17 protein-coding genes are annotated in these 16,294 nt (G+C 47.4%); 12 read left to right on the top strand and 5 right to left on the bottom strand.

Annotated elements, in window-relative coordinates:
* Positions 1-235 precede the first annotated feature (235 nt).
* A complete protein-coding gene (locus ACO08K_RS26775; RefSeq protein ID WP_421799564.1) occupies positions 236-1,174 on the top strand; it encodes a LysR substrate-binding domain-containing protein in 939 nt (312 codons plus the stop codon).
* 252 nt (positions 1,175-1,426) lie between these two features.
* Here the strand turns inward: ACO08K_RS26775 and ACO08K_RS26770 are convergent, their stop codons facing one another.
* Entirely contained in the window at positions 1,427-3,880 is a 2,454-nt protein-coding gene (locus ACO08K_RS26770; protein ID WP_421799563.1) for a glycoside hydrolase family 127 protein, read from the bottom strand.
* A gap of 176 nt (positions 3,881-4,056) precedes the next feature.
* On the opposite strand from ACO08K_RS26770, the gene ACO08K_RS26765 reads away from it, so the two are divergent.
* The 8 genes from ACO08K_RS26765 to ACO08K_RS26730 all read left to right on the top strand — a co-directional run bounded on the left by ACO08K_RS26765 (position 4,057) and on the right by ACO08K_RS26730 (position 11,393).
* Positions 4,057-5,283, top strand: a complete 1,227-nt coding sequence (locus ACO08K_RS26765; RefSeq protein ID WP_421799562.1) for a peptidase U32 family protein — start codon at positions 4,057-4,059, stop codon at positions 5,281-5,283.
* Complete coding sequence (locus tag ACO08K_RS26760) at positions 5,280-5,510, top strand: ferredoxin (protein ID WP_421799561.1); 231 nt, start codon at positions 5,280-5,282, stop codon at positions 5,508-5,510. The genes ACO08K_RS26765 and ACO08K_RS26760 overlap by 4 nt, the downstream gene beginning before the upstream one ends.
* A 279-nt stretch (positions 5,511-5,789) precedes the next feature.
* The gene (locus ACO08K_RS26755) at positions 5,790-7,457 is read left to right on the top strand and encodes a formate--tetrahydrofolate ligase (RefSeq protein ID WP_421799560.1); all 1,668 of its coding nucleotides are present in this window, start codon (positions 5,790-5,792) and stop codon (positions 7,455-7,457) included.
* Positions 7,458-7,512: 55 nt separating this feature from the next.
* The gene (locus ACO08K_RS26750; protein WP_421799559.1) at positions 7,513-8,157 is read left to right on the top strand and encodes a hypothetical protein; all 645 of its coding nucleotides are present in this window, start codon (positions 7,513-7,515) and stop codon (positions 8,155-8,157) included.
* Positions 8,158-8,273: 116 nt separating this feature from the next.
* Complete coding sequence (locus ACO08K_RS26745; protein ID WP_421799558.1) at positions 8,274-8,606, top strand: winged helix-turn-helix domain-containing protein; 333 nt, start codon at positions 8,274-8,276, stop codon at positions 8,604-8,606.
* A 57-nt stretch (positions 8,607-8,663) separates the two neighbouring features.
* The gene (locus ACO08K_RS26740) at positions 8,664-10,160 is read left to right on the top strand and encodes a DUF4173 domain-containing protein (protein ID WP_421799557.1); all 1,497 of its coding nucleotides are present in this window, start codon (positions 8,664-8,666) and stop codon (positions 10,158-10,160) included.
* Positions 10,161-10,315: 155 nt separating this feature from the next.
* Positions 10,316-10,912: a pseudouridine synthase gene (locus ACO08K_RS26735; protein ID WP_421799556.1), complete on the top strand. Its 597-nt coding sequence runs from the start codon at positions 10,316-10,318 to the stop codon at positions 10,910-10,912.
* A gap of 4 nt (positions 10,913-10,916) precedes the next feature.
* Positions 10,917-11,393, top strand: a complete 477-nt coding sequence (locus ACO08K_RS26730; protein WP_421799555.1) for a GyrI-like domain-containing protein — start codon at positions 10,917-10,919, stop codon at positions 11,391-11,393.
* Between the two features lie 9 nt (positions 11,394-11,402).
* On the opposite strand, the gene ACO08K_RS26725 is transcribed toward ACO08K_RS26730, so the two are convergent.
* From ACO08K_RS26725 to ACO08K_RS26715, 3 genes are all read right to left on the bottom strand, one after another.
* Positions 11,403-12,041 (bottom strand): intradiol ring-cleavage dioxygenase, encoded by a 639-nt coding sequence (locus tag ACO08K_RS26725; RefSeq protein WP_421799554.1) that lies wholly within the window; start codon positions 12,039-12,041, stop codon positions 11,403-11,405.
* 59 nt (positions 12,042-12,100) lie between these two features.
* A complete protein-coding gene (locus ACO08K_RS26720; RefSeq protein ID WP_421799553.1) occupies positions 12,101-13,399 on the bottom strand; it encodes a radical SAM protein in 1,299 nt (432 codons plus the stop codon).
* Positions 13,400-13,557: 158 nt separating this feature from the next.
* Positions 13,558-14,076: a shikimate kinase gene (locus ACO08K_RS26715; protein ID WP_421799552.1), complete on the bottom strand. Its 519-nt coding sequence runs from the start codon at positions 14,074-14,076 to the stop codon at positions 13,558-13,560.
* Between the two features lie 70 nt (positions 14,077-14,146).
* On the opposite strand from ACO08K_RS26715, the gene ACO08K_RS26710 reads away from it, so the two are divergent.
* From ACO08K_RS26710 to ACO08K_RS26700, 3 genes are read left to right on the top strand one after another with little or no spacing between them, the layout of a single operon-like run.
* Positions 14,147-14,638, top strand: a complete 492-nt coding sequence (locus tag ACO08K_RS26710) for a DUF1573 domain-containing protein (RefSeq protein WP_421799551.1) — start codon at positions 14,147-14,149, stop codon at positions 14,636-14,638.
* A 12-nt stretch (positions 14,639-14,650) separates the two neighbouring features.
* Positions 14,651-15,280 carry a uridine kinase family protein gene (locus ACO08K_RS26705; protein WP_421799550.1) on the top strand — a complete coding sequence of 210 codons (630 nt, stop codon included), beginning with the start codon at positions 14,651-14,653 and terminating at the stop codon, positions 15,278-15,280.
* Between the two features lie 47 nt (positions 15,281-15,327).
* A complete protein-coding gene (locus ACO08K_RS26700) occupies positions 15,328-15,990 on the top strand; it encodes a Uma2 family endonuclease (RefSeq protein ID WP_421799549.1) in 663 nt (220 codons plus the stop codon).
* Here the strand turns inward: ACO08K_RS26700 and ACO08K_RS26695 are convergent.
* Positions 15,983-16,264 carry a hypothetical protein gene (locus tag ACO08K_RS26695; RefSeq protein ID WP_421799548.1) on the bottom strand — a complete coding sequence of 94 codons (282 nt, stop codon included), beginning with the start codon at positions 16,262-16,264 and terminating at the stop codon, positions 15,983-15,985. The two genes, ACO08K_RS26700 and ACO08K_RS26695, sit on opposite strands and share 8 nt — an antisense overlap.
* Between the last annotated feature and the right edge of the window lie 30 nt (positions 16,265-16,294).

Raw genomic sequence — 16,294 nt, 5'->3', positions numbered from 1 at the left:
ACGAAATCGATTGCATAAAATATTTTGCTCTTTTTTTTAGCGGTATGCCAATTAATTAGCGGATTTTTGCTGTGCTGCCAAACAATGCTGGGTTTTTTTGATTAGAAAAAATGAAATCGGTTGTATTTTTTACAAAAAGGAAGCCCAGATTTTTAGCTGACTTCCAATGATTATGATTGATCCTATTTGAAATAACAATAATTCTTATCTTTACATAGATTTAAACTATTACTAAGTGACACTTCAACAACTAGAATACGTCGTAGCCCTGGATAACCATCGTAGGTTTTCAAGTGCCGCCGAAGAATGCCATGTGGCGCAACCATCGCTGAGTGCAGCCCTGCAAAAACTGGAAGATGAATTGGGGGTGAAATTGTTCGACCGCAGTCGGCAACCCATCTTGCCGACCGAATTGGGCATTCCGTTCATTCAACAAGCCCGTCGGGTTCTGCGCGAAGCGGAGGCATTGCGCTTATTGGTAAGCGATCATTGTGAAACCTTGAGCGGGGAGTTCCGCCTGGGCATTATTCCTACCCTGGCTCCTTACCTTTTACCCCTGTTTTTAAAGGATTTTTCCGATAAGTATCCCGACATCAAATTACACGTGCACGAAAGAACCACGGAAAATTTATTGGCCTTGCTCAAACGGGAACAATTGGATGCGGTACTGTTGGCTACACCTACGGAAGAGGAAATGTTTGTCAAAGACTGCCTGTTTTACGAGGAGTTTGTGGCCTATGCACCCAAAGAAGCTTCTATTTTGGAAAAACGGTATTTGATCACCGATGATATTGATCCCAACCGTTTGGTGCTTTTGGAAGAAGGGCACTGCCTGCGCAACCAGGTGGTGAATCTTTGTGCCTTACAAAAAGCGCAAAGTGGCTGGAGCAACATTGCTTATGAAGCTGGTAGCCTGGAAACCTTGCGCCGTTTGGTGGAGAATCATTCGGGCATCACCATTTTGCCTCAATTGGCAGTGTTGGACCTGGATGAGGATCAGATGCAGTATGTCCGGTTTTTTCAGGCACCTGCCCCAGTGCGAGAGATCAGTTTATTGACACATCCACATTTTAGCAAGCGACGGATTTTGGGCGCTTTGAAGGAGTCGGTTTTGAGGAATTTGCCGCTGTTTTTGCAAGAAGAGAAGGTACGCAGGGTGGTGGAGATTGGGTGATTTGGGGATTGAAACATACCGAAGCAAGGAACTACACAATTTTTTAGCACAAAGGACACCAAGGAAAGCACAAAGGACACAAAGACGAGACTTTGACAAAGCGATATGCTCGAGTTTTTATTGCTATAGTCCCTCATTTTGGGCAGAAAACCTCGTCAAAGTCTCGTCTTTGGGTCCTTTGTGCTTTCCTTGGTGTCCTTTGTGCTAATTTTTTTGTTTGTGATGCTGGTTTGAAAATTAGGAATGATTCTTTTATTCCACCTCCCATTCATGCACCCCAGCTGAAACCTTTTCCTTCAACTGCAACTCGATTTTCAAGGCCGTCGTTTTTACCGCATCAAATTTCACCTCGTTCCAGGCGTCTTTGTTGGTGGTATAAGCTTGACTCGTTGTAACGGGTTTCCATTCCCCGTTGTCGAGGTACAGTACTCGCCAGGATTGGGGCACCCGGCAACCACCGCCCGTAGCACCATCGTCGAACCAATAGACCCTTACTTTACTGACTTGTTGGGCATCCGGGAAGGTGTATTGCAACCACTCCTGGGTGCCAAAATGCGGCCACCAATGCACAAAGGTACTTTCTCCATCCCCCGAAGATTTTGGGGCAGATTGGTCGCTCGCGGCGGTCAATGCACCTTTCAGCTCAGGAGACGCAGTCAATTTGCTCTTGGTCGCCAAGGTTGGTTGCGCGATGGCTTTAGCCACGCTGACATCGTAAGGCAACCAAACCAGCATGTTGTCACGACCGCGATTGGCCCAGGCATAGTAGGGAATGGCCTTGAGTGACATAGGTTTTAGTTCGGCGCTGGTTTCGCTGAGCTTTTTGGTCACCAGTTGGCCTTCAAATTGTAAAGTAGCCTGGCCACCCAAGAGGTTGGGCTCAAACTGGCGGCTGATTTTGGCATCTTTGCTCACCAGCATATTCAAAACCCGATCATCAGCCTGATCACGTCCTTCGATGCAATACACAAAAGGGCCACTTTTTAAGGCGTAACGTTTTTCGTCCGCTTTTACCAGCGGGTGGGCGGCTACCCGCTGCACATCCATGGGTAGTTCAAATTCCAACACGTCGCCTTTTTTCCAGTTGCGCTTGATTGTGGCATAACCCCCACTTACACTGACTGGGAAAACCACACCATTCACCTTGAAGACTATGTTTTGAGTTTTTGCATCCACAAAATTGTACAAGCCCAGTGGAATGGCCTCGCCACGCGCCCAACCAGGAATACGAACTTTGAGTGTGAAAGCATTCGGCTGGGCCGGATTGACCCGCACTTTGATCAGGCCATTGCTGGGGTATTCACTTTCTAGTTGAATGTCTACCTTGATTTTTTTCTTGCCTTTGTTGGTTTCAAAGCTGGTTTGACTGGCAGCAAATAGATTTAGGTACAACTCATTCTCTTTTTGAGCGTAAAACAAACCAGCAAGCGAGCTGTAAAAACGCACCAGGTTGGGTGGGCAGCAGGCACAGCTGAACCATTCGGTACGCGCCACATTTTTGCGGCTTTCCAGCGGATTGGGGTAAAAGAAATGGTCGCCTGACAAGGACATGCCCGCATTCAGGGCATTGTATAGCGTCAATTCGACTACGTCCAAATAGCGAGCGTCGCCAGTAAGCTGAAAGAGTTTATGGCTCCAGTTGACAAAAGCGATTGAGGAACAAGTTTCACAATAGGCACTGTAATTGGGCAAGTCGTATGCTCCCCCAAAACCTTCGTTGCTCCCCGTAGCACCTACACCGCCCGTGATGTAGATTTGTTTGTTTACGATGTCTTCCCATACCGCTTTTAGGGCGGTACTGTATTCGTCCGTACCTGTCAGGGCGCTGATATCCGTTACAGCGGCATACATATAAGCCAGGCGTACGGCGTGCCCCTGAGCGTCGCGTTGGTCCTTGACTTTGAGGTGGTTTTGACTGTATGGCTCGCCATATCCGCGTACATCGATGAAAAACTTGGCTAAATCCAGCCAGCGTTTTTCGCCAGTAGTTTGGTACAATTTGACCAAACCCAATTCAATTTCCTGATGCCCTGGAGCTTTTTGTAATTTGCCGGGACCGAAAGACTGGTCAACCAGATTCGCATTTTTGAGCGCAATGTCCAACAGGTTCCGTTTTCCAGTGGCCTCGTACCAGGCAACAGCAGCTTCATACAAGTGACCTGCGTTGTACAACTCGTGGCTGAGATCGTCTTCCTTGGCCCAGCGGGGACCAGTCAGCCAGCTCAGGTTGGCTCCACGCGCATCTACATTGGCAACCAGGTTGGGGTTGTTGCGGCGTTCCACGATGGTGCGGAAGGTGTAGAGGTAGCCATCGGGCTCCTGGGCTGCTCCAATGATCGTTATGAGGCTGTCTACCTTGGCTTGTAGCTTGGGATCCGCCTTGGTTCTTAGGGCATAAGCAACTCCCTCGATCAATTTGTACAAATCCGTATCGTCAAATGGGAACACCGAGCAAACCCGATCGGGATTGGTAGAGGCAGCCATTTCGAAATTTTTCACCCGTCCCGTCTCCTGATTTTTGCGGAAAACGTGGGGAATTGTCGAGTTGCGAACCACTTCGATGCGAGGCGCCCAAAGTTTGTCCTGAAGTTTTACCTGCTGGAATGGAATGGCTTGAATGGGGTAGTGGTGGGCATGGTCGTGTTGCTGTTGGGCGATCAGAGCACTTGCAACAATGCTGAATAGGAGGGTGTATAAGGTTTTCATGGTTAGCAGCGATACGGTTTATGGATATCGATGGGGCTAAGTTAGAAAACTTTGATAATTGTAAAAGCGACAATTATAAAAGATGAACTTATTATTTAACCATTACTAAATCCTCGGCTTTTCCTTAACTTTGCCGCACATTTCCCTTAGCCACCCGAAGGCTAAAACAAAAAAAGATGGAATTACTGGCACCCGCCGGTTCTTTTGAAGCGCTCATGGCTGCGATGCAGGCCGGGGCGAACTCGGTGTATTTTGGGGTGGAACAACTCAACATGCGGACGCGCTCCTCGAACAATTTTTTGGTGGAAGACCTCCCAGAGATTGCCCAACGTTGTGAGGCCCAAGAGGTAAAAACTTACCTTACCCTGAATACGATCATTTACGATCACGACCTGGCTTTGATGAAAAAAATTGTGGACGCCGCCCGCGAAAATGGCATTACTGCCCTAATCGCTTCAGACATCGCGGTGATGAACTATGCGCGTAAAACGGGCATGCCGATCCACATTTCTACCCAATCCAACATCACCAACATCGACACAATCGAGTTTTATGCCGCCTATGCCGATGTGATGGTGCTTTCGCGTGAATTGACCTTGATGCAGGTTGCCGCGCTCACGCGGGAGATTGTCCGTCAAAACATCACCGGCCCTTCGGGCAAACTGGTGCGGATTGAAGTGTTTGGGCACGGGGCCTTGTGTATGGCGGTATCCGGCAAGTGTTACCTGAGTTTGCACAGCAATTTTTCATCCGCTAACCGCGGGGCTTGTATCCAGAATTGCCGCCGATCTTACATTGTGACCGACAAAGAAAGTGGGACAGAATTTGAGGTGGACAATGAATACATCATGTCGGCCAAAGACTTGTGCACCATTGATTTTTTGGACAAAGTCGCCGAAGCTGGAGTAGCAGTGCTCAAAATTGAAGGCCGTGGGCGCAGTGCGGATTATGTATACACCACCACCAAATGTTACCGGGAGGCTTTGGATGCGCTGGAGGCAGGCACTTACTCGCCAGACCGCTTTGAGGAATGGAAAACCCGACTGGCGACGGTGTACAATCGTGGGTTTTGGGAAGGTTACTACCTGGGGCGTACCATGGGGGAATGGAACAATGAATATGGCTCCAAATCCAGCAAACGTAAAATTTACCTCGGCAAAGGGGTGAAGTACTTTGAAGAAGCCAAAGTGGCGGAGTTCAACCTGGAAGCACAAACTCTGAAAGTGGGCGACGAAATCCTCGTCACTGGACCAACTACAGGAGTGATTCAACAAAAAATTCAGGAACTTAGAGTCAATGGATTGAAAGCAGAACAGGTCAAACGTGGAGAGAACTGTACATTCATTCTACCTGAAAAAATCCGTCCTTCGGATAAGTTGTATAAAATTGTTGACTCAGAATGATCCGCATTTTTCAACAAAGGGCCAAGTGTATTGGCTGCAACGCTTGTGTGGAAGCGGCCCCCCAACGCTGGCGCATTTCACGCAAGGATGGCAAATGCACTTTGATTGGGGCAAAAGAAAAAAAGGGCATGTACCTGGTGCTGGTGGATGAAGAGGAGTGGGCGGAGAATGTGCTGGCGGCAAAACATTGTCCGGCGCGAATCATCCGGGTGGAAAAGGTGGAATGATCTGGTTGACCCGAAGCTACTTAGGTGCCCCTTTGGTACCTCAGGATTCTTAGGTGGTGAATTATTTACCTGCTTCGCAGGTGTTTATTTTTTCACCATCTAAGAATCCTGAGGTACCAAAGGGGCACTTAAGCTACTTTAACCAAAAGTTGTAAAATTTTATCCTTGGTTTTTGTTGACCAAAATCATCCCCTTGCCTGTAATACCTCTTTTCCTATCTCAAATTCCGGCCTTTTTTTTAACCTTGCAAACAAACCAAATTGCAAGCCCTACTCATATATGAAAACCGACATCGAGATCGCCCAATCCGCCACCCTGCGCCCGATTGCCCAATTGGCCACTGAACTAGGCATCAATGAAGAACAAGTCATTCCTTATGGCCGCTTTAAAGCCAAAATACCCTATGAAAATATTGACGAGGCCAAAGTAGCCCAAAGCAAACTTATTCTGGTCACTGCGATCACACCCACCAAAGCGGGAATTGGCAAAACCACAGTCGGCATTGCTCTCGCCCAGGGCTTGCACAAACTGGGCAAAAACGCCATTCTGGCCCTACGCGAACCCTCCCTTGGTCCTTGCTTTGGCATGAAAGGGGGCGCTTGCGGCGGCGGTTACGCCCAGGTATTGCCGATGGAAGACATCAACCTGCACTTTACCGGCGATTTTCACGCCATCACCAGCGCGAATAACATGATTGCGGCTTTGTTGGACAATTATCAGTACCAAAACCGGGGAACCGATAAAGCCCTGAAACAAATCACCTGGCGACGGGTATTGGATGTCAATGACCGTTCCTTGCGCTACATTGTTACGGGCTTGAATGGTACGAACAATGGCATTCCACAGGAGGCTGGTTTTGACATTACCGCCGCTTCAGAGATCATGGCTGTGTTTTGTTTGGCGACCAGTTTGGAAGATTTGCGCCAGCGCATCGATCAGATTATTTTGGGTTATACCTTTCAAAACAAACCCTTTACAGTTGCTGATTTGGGGGTGGGAGGAGCCATTACCGTATTGTTGAAAGATGCTCTGGATCCAAATTTGGTACAAACCCTTGAAGGCGGCGCCGCTTTTATCCACGGTGGCCCCTTTGCCAACATTGCTCATGGTTGCAACTCGGTTTTGGCCACCAAAATGGCCATGACTTACGGCGAGTATGTGATCACCGAAGCTGGTTTTGGGGCTGATCTTGGTGCTGAGAAATTTTTGAACATCAAGTGCCGCAAGGCGGGATTACAACCCAGTGCTACGGTCTTGATTGCCACTTCCCAAGCGCTCAAATTGCATGGCGGTGTCCCATTAGAGGCCATCAAAGCACCCAATTTAAAAGGCTTACAGGAAGGATTAAAAAACCTGGAGCGGCACCTGGAAAACTTGCAAAGCTTTGGGCAAAGTGTGGTGGTCACTTTTAACCAATACCATTTTGACACAAATGAAGAAATGGATTTTACGGCCGAGTGGTGCCGGGCGCGCGGGGCTGATTTTGCACCGAATAATGGTTTTGCCGAGGGTGGGGAAGGGGCCAAACCATTGGCTCAAAAACTGATTGAGGTAGTGGAAAAGCGACCATCGCAAGCTTTGAAACATACCTATGCACTGGAGGACAAAATCCCAGAAAAACTGCATAAAATTGTCACCCAAATATACCGGGGCAGGGGAGTGGAGCTTGGAAAAAATGCCCAGACGGCTTTGAAAAAAATTGAATCGTTAGGCTTGTCTCATTTGCCAGTCTGCATCGCCAAAACCCAATATTCCTTCAGCGATGATCCCAATCAAATTGGCCTGGCGACCGATTTTACCTTGCACATTGAAAACCTGATCATCAATCGCGGCGCGGGGTTCATCGTAGCTGTGGCAGGGGAAATGATGCGAATGCCCGGGTTACCCAAGGACCCTCAAGCTTTGCACATTGATATTGTGGATGGAAAAATTACTGGCTTGAGCTAAAAAGGGTTGATCCTTTCAAAAAATAAACTAACTTTGTGTTTCAAAGTACTTCAAAATGACCCAACCGCAGCACCAACAATCTTTGGATACCCTCAAAGAGATTCGTTCCCTGATGGAGCGCTCTTCCCGATTTATTTCCCTTAGCGGGTTGTCCGGGGTTAGCGCAGGGATTTGTGCACTGATCGGTGCAGCTTTGGCAGCCATGTATTTGGGGCGTTTTGACCGTCATGAATTGAGTTATGAACACCTGGCCGAACTGGAGCGTTGGGGACTCAAAGCGGGGCTGTTTTTTGCATTGGATGCTGCTTTTGTTTTGGTTTTCGCTATTTTGTCGGCCATTTATTTCACGACCCGTGAGGCCAAGAAAAAAGGCCAAAAAATCTGGGATTCCTTAACCCGGCGTTTGATCCTGAGTTTGGCTGTCCCGGTGGTGGTAGGTGGAATATTTGTCCTGGCCTTGTTGTACCATGGTTTCGTGGCTTTGGTGGCTCCTAGCACCCTGGTGTTTTATGGCCTTGGCTTAATCAATGCCAGCAAATATACCCTGGATGATGTTCGGCAACTGGGTTATGCGGAAATCGTCCTGGGACTGATTACTTGTTTTAACGTAGGCTATGGGTTGGAGAGCTGGGCCCTCGGATTTGGGGGCTTGCACATCGCCTATGGCCTATTTATGTACTACAAATACGAACGTACTTAGTAGTGGGGCAAAAAATAAGTGTTCATTTTGCCAAGTAAACGATTCACTTTAAGCGCCTAGCTAATCCTTTGGCAAAATGAACACTTATTTTTTCATCGCCCCTTAACAACAAAAGCATGAAAGTACTCATCGAAGGTTTGAGCGATACATTTGACAATCGGGTGCGGCTGGGGGTTATGTCCATGCTGATGGTCAACGATTGGGTGGAGTTTACAACCTTCAAAACCATGCTGGATTTGACCGATGGGCGTTTGGCCAGTCACCTCAAAGTGTTGGAGGCGGAAGCTTATATTGAAGTGCAAAAACAATTCATCGGGCGCAAGCCCAATACTTCTTACCGGGCAACGGCGCTGGGCCGCAAGGCTTTTAATGACCATCTGGATGCGCTGGAAAAATTGCTCAATCTGCGCAACCCCAATGGGTCTAGCGCAGGCGAAAAAAAGGAATAGCAAGAGCTTCAACTTTTTTTTTGACCTAAACTTTGAAATTCAAAGTACTTTATAAATATGAAGAACCTAATGATCAATGAAAACCTGAGCTGGCCAGTACGGAGCCTCAATGGCCAATTGTGGATTACCCTGCTGCTGGGCGGTGGAGCCACTTGGTATACTGTGTTGTTTTGGAAGGCACAGTTGGGGCTTAACGCCCTGTTGTTCTCCGGCTTTTTGTTGCTGGTGGTGTGGTTGTTGTATCCGGAAATGCGGTCGGCCCGCCGGATTTGGCTGGCCATGGCCGGGGTATTGCTGAGTGCCATCGCCGTGGTTTGGCAGCATTCGCTCTTGGCTCAGTTGACGCATGTAGTGTCGATTTTCCTCCTATTGGGTTTTGCTCAGGCACGCGAGTTGCGGTTTTTGGGCTTTGCCTTGATGCTGGCCATCAGCAGTTTGTTGACCATTCCGCTCACCTGGTGGCGACGTTGGGAAAGGCAATACGAAGCTGCTTTTCGCAGCCTTAGCACCTGGACGTATTTGGCCATCCTCCCGCTGTGTTTGTTGGGCTTGTTTTTTACCATTTATTATTTTGCCAACGCGGAGTTTGCGGGCTTGGTGGATTTGATGTTGAGTTGGCTACCGAAAATCAGTCCCTGGAAAAGCCTGGCTTTATTTTTACAAGGTTTGTTGCTGATTAGTGTTTTGATCTGGTCTTCGGTGTGGACACCGGAAATGCTCGAACAAGAGCAAGTATATTCTCTCCAAAAGGTGCACAAGAGGCCTGGCCTAAAAATATTCATTCCGACCCTGGCTTTGAAGCGGCATTATTATTCAGGGGTATTGAGTTTTGGGTTGTTGAATGCCTTGTTGTTGGTCGTGAACATCACCGACATCAAGGGTGTCTGGCTCAATCAATACCAGCACAGCGCAGCCGAATTGAGCGAGTTTGTGCACCAAGGTACTTATTTGCTGATTGCTGCTCTGGCTTTGGCAATGGGGGTAATCGCCTTTTTTTTTCGGGGCAATCTGCATTTTTTGCAAAAAAACCAAAGCCTGAAAACCCTGGCATACACCTGGATTGTGCAAAATACGATTTTGGCTTTGTCGGTGGCCTGGCGCAATTACCATTACATTGCGGAATATGGTCTGGCTTACAAGCGTTTGGGCGTTTTGTGGTTTTTGGTATTGGTCATTTTAGGACTGTATTCCTTGTATGTGATGATTCAGGAACGGCGTTCCTTGTATTACCTTTGGGTAGTCAACGCCTGGTTTTTATACGCCAGTTTGTTGCTGACGAGTATGGTCAATTGGGATGTGCTCATCACGCGCTACAACCTGCACCAGGCGCGGCATGACACGATTGATTGTTCGTTTTTGTTGCGGGAAGTCTCGGATAAAAATTTGCCTTTGTTGTTGAATGAGCATGTTTTGTTGCAGCGGAGAAGTGACCTTGATCCTCGTTTGGTAGACCGGAAATTACAGGCGAAAATTAAACGTTTTGAACAGCGGCAGGCCAAGTTGGATTGGCGGGGTTGGAACTGGGCGGATGTCAAAACGGCTAGGGTGTTGTAACTGAGGTGTTCTAAGGTGCCTAAGGTGGTTCAAAAAGAACATGTTTTATATGAACCACCTTAGGCACCTTAGAACACCTTAGTTACAACAGTTCAATAGAATTTGCTTCAAATCCGTTTAGTCTTGCTATTTTTGAGGGCAAAACAATCCGCCCTTTGAGCCAATTTCGCTACTTCATCCTCCACAAACCATATGGTTATTTGAGTCAATTCACCCCAGAAGAAGCCGGGCAATTGACCCTCGCTGATTTGGGCCCCTTTCCTCCAGATGTTTATCCCATCGGCCGCCTGGATCAGGACAGCGAAGGGCTTTTGTTGCTGAGCAATGATGCCAAACTCAATGCCAAATTACTTGACCCCCGCCATGCCCATTGGCGGACTTACTGGGTGCAAGTAGAAGGAAGTCCAGGTGCCGAAGCACTCCAACAACTGCGCAATGGTATCGACATCCGCATCAACAAAAAAACACACCATACCATACCCGCCAAGGCAAAGGTACTGGAACCTCAACCCATGGTTGCTGAGCGCAATCCGCCCATCCGCTACCGGGCCAATATCCCGGAAACCTGGCTGGAGTTGTCCTTGCAGGAGGGAAAAAACCGCCAAGTGCGGCGCATGTGCGCCAAAGTGGGCTTTCCGGTATTGCGTTTGTTGCGCGTAAAAATTGAAAACCTTGCCCTCGGGGAATTACCGCTGGGGGCCCATCAGGAATACAGCCAAACCGAAATATATCAAGCACTTAAAATCAAATAAGCCCATGTTTTTAAGAATTGAAACACTCCCCAGTAAAAAACTGGTGGGGAAGCAAATGCTAATGAGTTTTAGTCAGGATCGCACCGGGATGTTGTGGGGCAGCTTTATGCCCCATCGCATGAAAATCCAAAACAAGGTAGACAACAATTTATACTCCATGCAAATCTTTAACTCACCGCCGAGTTTTAAGGAGGATATCGAATTTGTAAAATGGGCAGCCGTGGAGGTGAGCGATTTGGAGGCAATCCCGGAAGGAATGGAGACGTATGAACTGGCTGGGGGTTTGTATGCGGTTTTTCAGCACATTGGGCCTGCCAGTGCCTTTCAAAAAACTTTTCACTACATTTTTCAAGAATGGCTGCCAAATTTTGGGTACCTTCTTGATCATCGCGAACATTTTGAACTGTTGGGAGAAAAATACAAGAACAACGACCCGGAGTCGGAGGAGGAGATTTGGATACCGATTAAAGCTAAAACCTAAGTTAAGCCATCACTTTGGATAATTCGGAATGTTCAAACCTAGAATAATATCGTGGTTGGCCACCCACAATCCATTCCCGTTTTTCACCAATTTTAAGATGCCGTTCCCGCCCCGGTTTGCATGGCCCTTGCGCCGCTCAGGTGTCATGAAAGGGTCGTCGTCGAACAAAAATTCATCAATGTAATAAGGTTCTTTCAACTTAGGCTCTTTGATGGTCACGTGGATATGTGCCAGGATATCCGTGCCAGGGTAAGATGCTGGCCGAATGGTATAAATGGCGTAATGTCCATCTTTGTCACTTTTGACCCAACCGCGCAAGTACCCATGCCGCTCGGCACCCTTGGGCACAGATGTATTCGGGGTATAATTTCCTTTGGTATCAGTGTGGTAATAATAAACCACTACGTTTGGAGCAGGTGTTTTGCCATCCTGCTGGTAAACTGTCCCTTTGATGAGGATTTTATTGGCCCCTTTTTCCTCCCAACCTGTACTGGTATCCACACTGTTCATGGCTTTGGGAATGCCCATAAACAGCAGATTGCAGCCTTCACAGGGGCCGCCAACTTTGGGCCTGGCTTTGGTTTGCGCCTGCATTGAAATACTGATGCTTAAAAAAGCCAATGAACACAAAGTGAATATCTTGCGCATGATGAGGTGGTTTTAAAGAAAGACAATCCCGACCTTAAACCGTTGCAGGTTAAATACTGTCAATGGGCAAAATCCACCTCGAAATTCCCTTTGATTCGCTCCATTGGTGGATTGTAATAGCCGTATTTGATGTCTGGGAATTCTTCCTTGATCAATTCCATCACCTGTTTGATGCCCAGAATATCACCGGAATCCGGCAAATTGATGCGGCCCAAGTACCAGTCGGGGTCGATGTTGAAGTTGCGCCACTGGATCATTTTCAGGCCGGTGTCCTTGATGAAAGCGCGCAGGGCTTCGTATTCTTCCACCGAGTCGGTTTGGCCAGGGAAAGCAAAGTAGTTGATGCTGGTCCAACCGCCGTAACGATTTACAATTTTGATTGATTCCGCGAGGGCATCAAAATCGTAGTTGTTGGGGCGGTAATATGGCGTGTAAATGTGGCGCTGCAGGGAGTTGGTGCTGACCCGGATGCTGTTCAGTCCCACTTTACACAAGGCTTCTACTGCATCGGGTTTGCTGCCGTTGGTGTTGATGTTGATCGAACCTTTATCGGTGAACTTGCGGATTTCGATGATGGCATCACGGATGGTTTCCCACATCAGCAGGGGTTCACCTTCGCAGCCCTGCCCGAAGCTAATTAGCGGATAAGGGGCGGATTCGAGGTGCGGCACCGTGAATTCGATGATTTCTTGAGGCGTGGGTTTGAACTGCAAACGATCCTGATTCGAAACTACCGTTTCATCCTCAGGTTGCTCCGAAATACACCCGATACAATTGGCATTACAAGCCGGAGAAACCGGAACCGGGCACTCCCAACGGCCCATGAAATAGTTACGGGCAGCGGGGCAGGTATAGGTCAGGGCACAGTTTTCGGCGAGGTGTTCCACCAGGCGGTTGTGCGGATAAGCTTTGCGCAGTTCTTTAACCCCCTGTTGCACTACATTGTGGTCAAACCCCGCACATTCCTGGCGAATGTCGGCTTCGACCCGTACCGCAGGTACATAAAACTTGCCCCGGTACCAACCCACCGCAGTATAACAAAACAGCGAAAGGGTCGGGGCTTCGGGCTGGTTTTCGTAGGCCGCAAGGAACAAGCCCGTATGTGCGGGCGGTACAAAGGCGGCTACGGCAAAACCCAGATCGCAGAGGCGCATCTCTCCGGTTTTGACGTCAATGCCCAGGGGAATGCGGTTGGGCAAATTGTATAAAGAGCCACCATCGGGCAGTTCAATCCAGTCTTCATCTGGCACAGGATAACAGTACCAGCCAGCACGGCCAACGGCGTATAAGCTCTTGTCCTCAAAAACGTTCCCTTCTGTATCCGCGTATAGCACGTATGGCGAGTGCTTGAGTGTCATGTCATTTATGGTTTGAAAGGGCAAAGATAGGCAATGCTAATGGCTTTTACCTAAATCCAGTGCATTTTTGACCGACCACTACGCATAGGGTGATGATTTTTCATTGTTGTGGTAGCGCTTGAGAAGCCCTGACTCCGGAGTACCAAGGTTGATTGGTTCTAAATTTTCAATCTATTTTCGCACAAAGTAAGCAATTGTGGGACTAAAGACTGGTTGTCATCCTGCACAATGACGATCTCCGCCTGGTTGTAGTAAAACTCCCTTTGTTCCAGCCTCTCCGCAATGAACCCCTCCAATTCAGTCGTGTTGAACCCCCGAATCAAAGGTCGATGTTCCTGGCCTTTTTTCAGGCGTTTGGCCAGGAGTTGCACACTGGCTTTGAGGTAAATGCTCAGGCCATTGGTATTGATCCAGTCCATGTTTTGGTGAAAACAAGGTGTCCCTCCTCCACAAGAAATTACTGCTGGCCCCTCGGCTGCGGTTGCCCTGAGCAACTGTGCTTCCAGATTGCGAAAATAGCTTTCTCCTTCCGATTCAAAAATCTGCCCGATGCTGCGTTTTTCAGCTTGTTCTATCCGTTCGTCCAAATCTACAAAAGGCAAATCCAGGGCAGTTGCCAGTTGTTGCCCCGTATAAGATTTGCCAGAACCCATAAAACCAATCAGGTAAATATTCATTGGCGCTTTGCTTTATTTACAGCCAGTGTTTGTTAATTTTGCGCTGTAAAGCTCTTAAAAAAACAGTTCCATGCGTTACATTTCACTGTTCATTTTTCTGTTCTTTTTGTCCGCTTGTCAGAACAATTCCAAGGAGGATCAACGTGCTGTGGAAGAAATTACCGATCCAGAACTCGTTTTTAACTCAGAGATTATCCGCAACCCGGTATCCGCAAGACCTGAACCGATCGACACGGTGAATGTTGCCAAAATGACTTTTAAAGAACACCATTTTGATTTTGGCGAAATCCCCGAAGGTGAAGTAGTCACCCACGAATACGAGTTTACCAACACCGGAAAAGTGCCCCTGGTAATCACCAATGGACATTCTACTTGTGGCTGTACCGTGCCAGAATGGCCTAAAGAAGCCATCAAACCTGGTGGTAAGGGCACAATCAAGGTGAAATTTGACACTTTTGGGAAAGCAGGACCCCAGGCGAAGCCGATCACCATCGTAGCCAATACTTATCCTTCAAAAAACATGCTGGAACTGGTCGGAATAGTAGGCGCTCCAAAACAATAAAAACAACAACAAATGAACTCACCTTTGGTCATTGGAATTACTGGCGGCAGTGGTTCCGGAAAAACTACGTTTATTAAACTGTTGCGGGAGCCCTTCCAGGATAACGATGTCTGTGTGATTTCGCAAGATGACTATTATAAACCCAGGTCGGTCCAAAAAAAGGATGAGCAAGGAGTAGTCAATTTTGACTTACCTAACTCAATTGACAAAAAATCCTTTTTGCTGGACATTGAAAAACTGCTGGCGGGACAGGTAGTTGAGCGGGTAGAGTATACCTTTAACAACGAACAAGCCAACCCCAAAACCCTGGTTTTTAAACCTGCCCCGGTGATCATCGTAGAAGGCTTGTTTGTATTTCATTACCGCAAAATCAATGCCTTACTTGATTTGCGGGTCTTCTTACACGCCAAAGAAAACCTCAAAGTCATTCGCCGGATCCGCCGAGATCAAATGGAGCGCAATTATCCCATCGATGATGTGTTGTACCGCTACGAAAACCACGTTATGCCCAGTTTTGAGAAGTACGTGCAACCACACGTTGAACATGCTGACTTGGTGGTCAATAACAACAAGGACTTCAATATGGGGTTAAAAGTGGTGCAGGGGTTCATCAAGAACTTCTTGCAGGAGTATCCCCGTTAGCGCTTGCGCAAACATTTTTTTTGATGTATTTTTGAAAAAAAGAAATTATGCTTACTGCGCAAGAATCCAATATTCACTCACGCTTGCTGCCTTACCTGGACGAAGAGGGAGATCCTTTCCGCGTTCCTGCATCTTTTGAAGAATACCTTGCTTTTGCAGATATAGCACCTTTTAAAGTAGAATATTCACAAGGTAATTTGGTTCATATGGGTTCCCCTACTGATGCACATGAGTTGATTTGTGGCAATTTGATCTGGTTTCTCAACGTGATTTTTCAAGAAAAAGAAACAGCGAGGGTATACGGAAGCAACCTCAGCGTCCTGATTCAGGAGAGCGGCCATCACTATAAACCAGATGTTACTGTCTTAGAGACTGACCCTGAATTTGTCTCTCATCGGGCCAAAAAGAAAACCTACAAATCTGTGATCAATCCATTTTTGGTTGCTGAGGTGTTTTCAGATGGCACCATGGATTATGATTACACCGAAAAATTACCCAACTACAAACTTTGTCCTACCCTGAATTACATTTTACTGGTGCACCAGCACAAACCCTTTGTAACCTTGTACCAGCGGGAACAGGATTTTTGGAAAAGTCAAGAATACAATCAACTGGATCAAATGATTCAGATCGGAGGACATGAACTTGCGCTGGGAAAAATCTATCAAAAAGTGAAGTTTCTCGGAAAATCACCGGGTAGCACTAAATAATCCGATCAAATTCTTCTTCTTCCTCCTGAACGATATTCCGTGCAATGGCCTGATTTTTCAATTCGTGCATGTTGGTGAGCAATTGCAACACCTGTGCCTGAAAAGGTGGATCCACTACTTTTTGTACATCTTCAAAACTCTCAATCCCCTCCCCAATCCTGAACTTGTAAGTCTGCTCGTACAAACCCGATTCAAACTTGACAGAAATGCGGTTCTCCATTTTAAAAACCGTGATTTTAAGGACAGGGTGGTCTATATTGCCAATGATGCGCATGTCAGAAATAAATTTAGGGCACAAAGCTCG

The organism is Haliscomenobacter sp., assembly GCF_965225875.1.
Taxonomy (GTDB): domain Bacteria; phylum Bacteroidota; class Bacteroidia; order Chitinophagales; family Saprospiraceae; genus Haliscomenobacter.
This window is presented reverse-complemented; position numbering and strand designations above follow the sequence as displayed.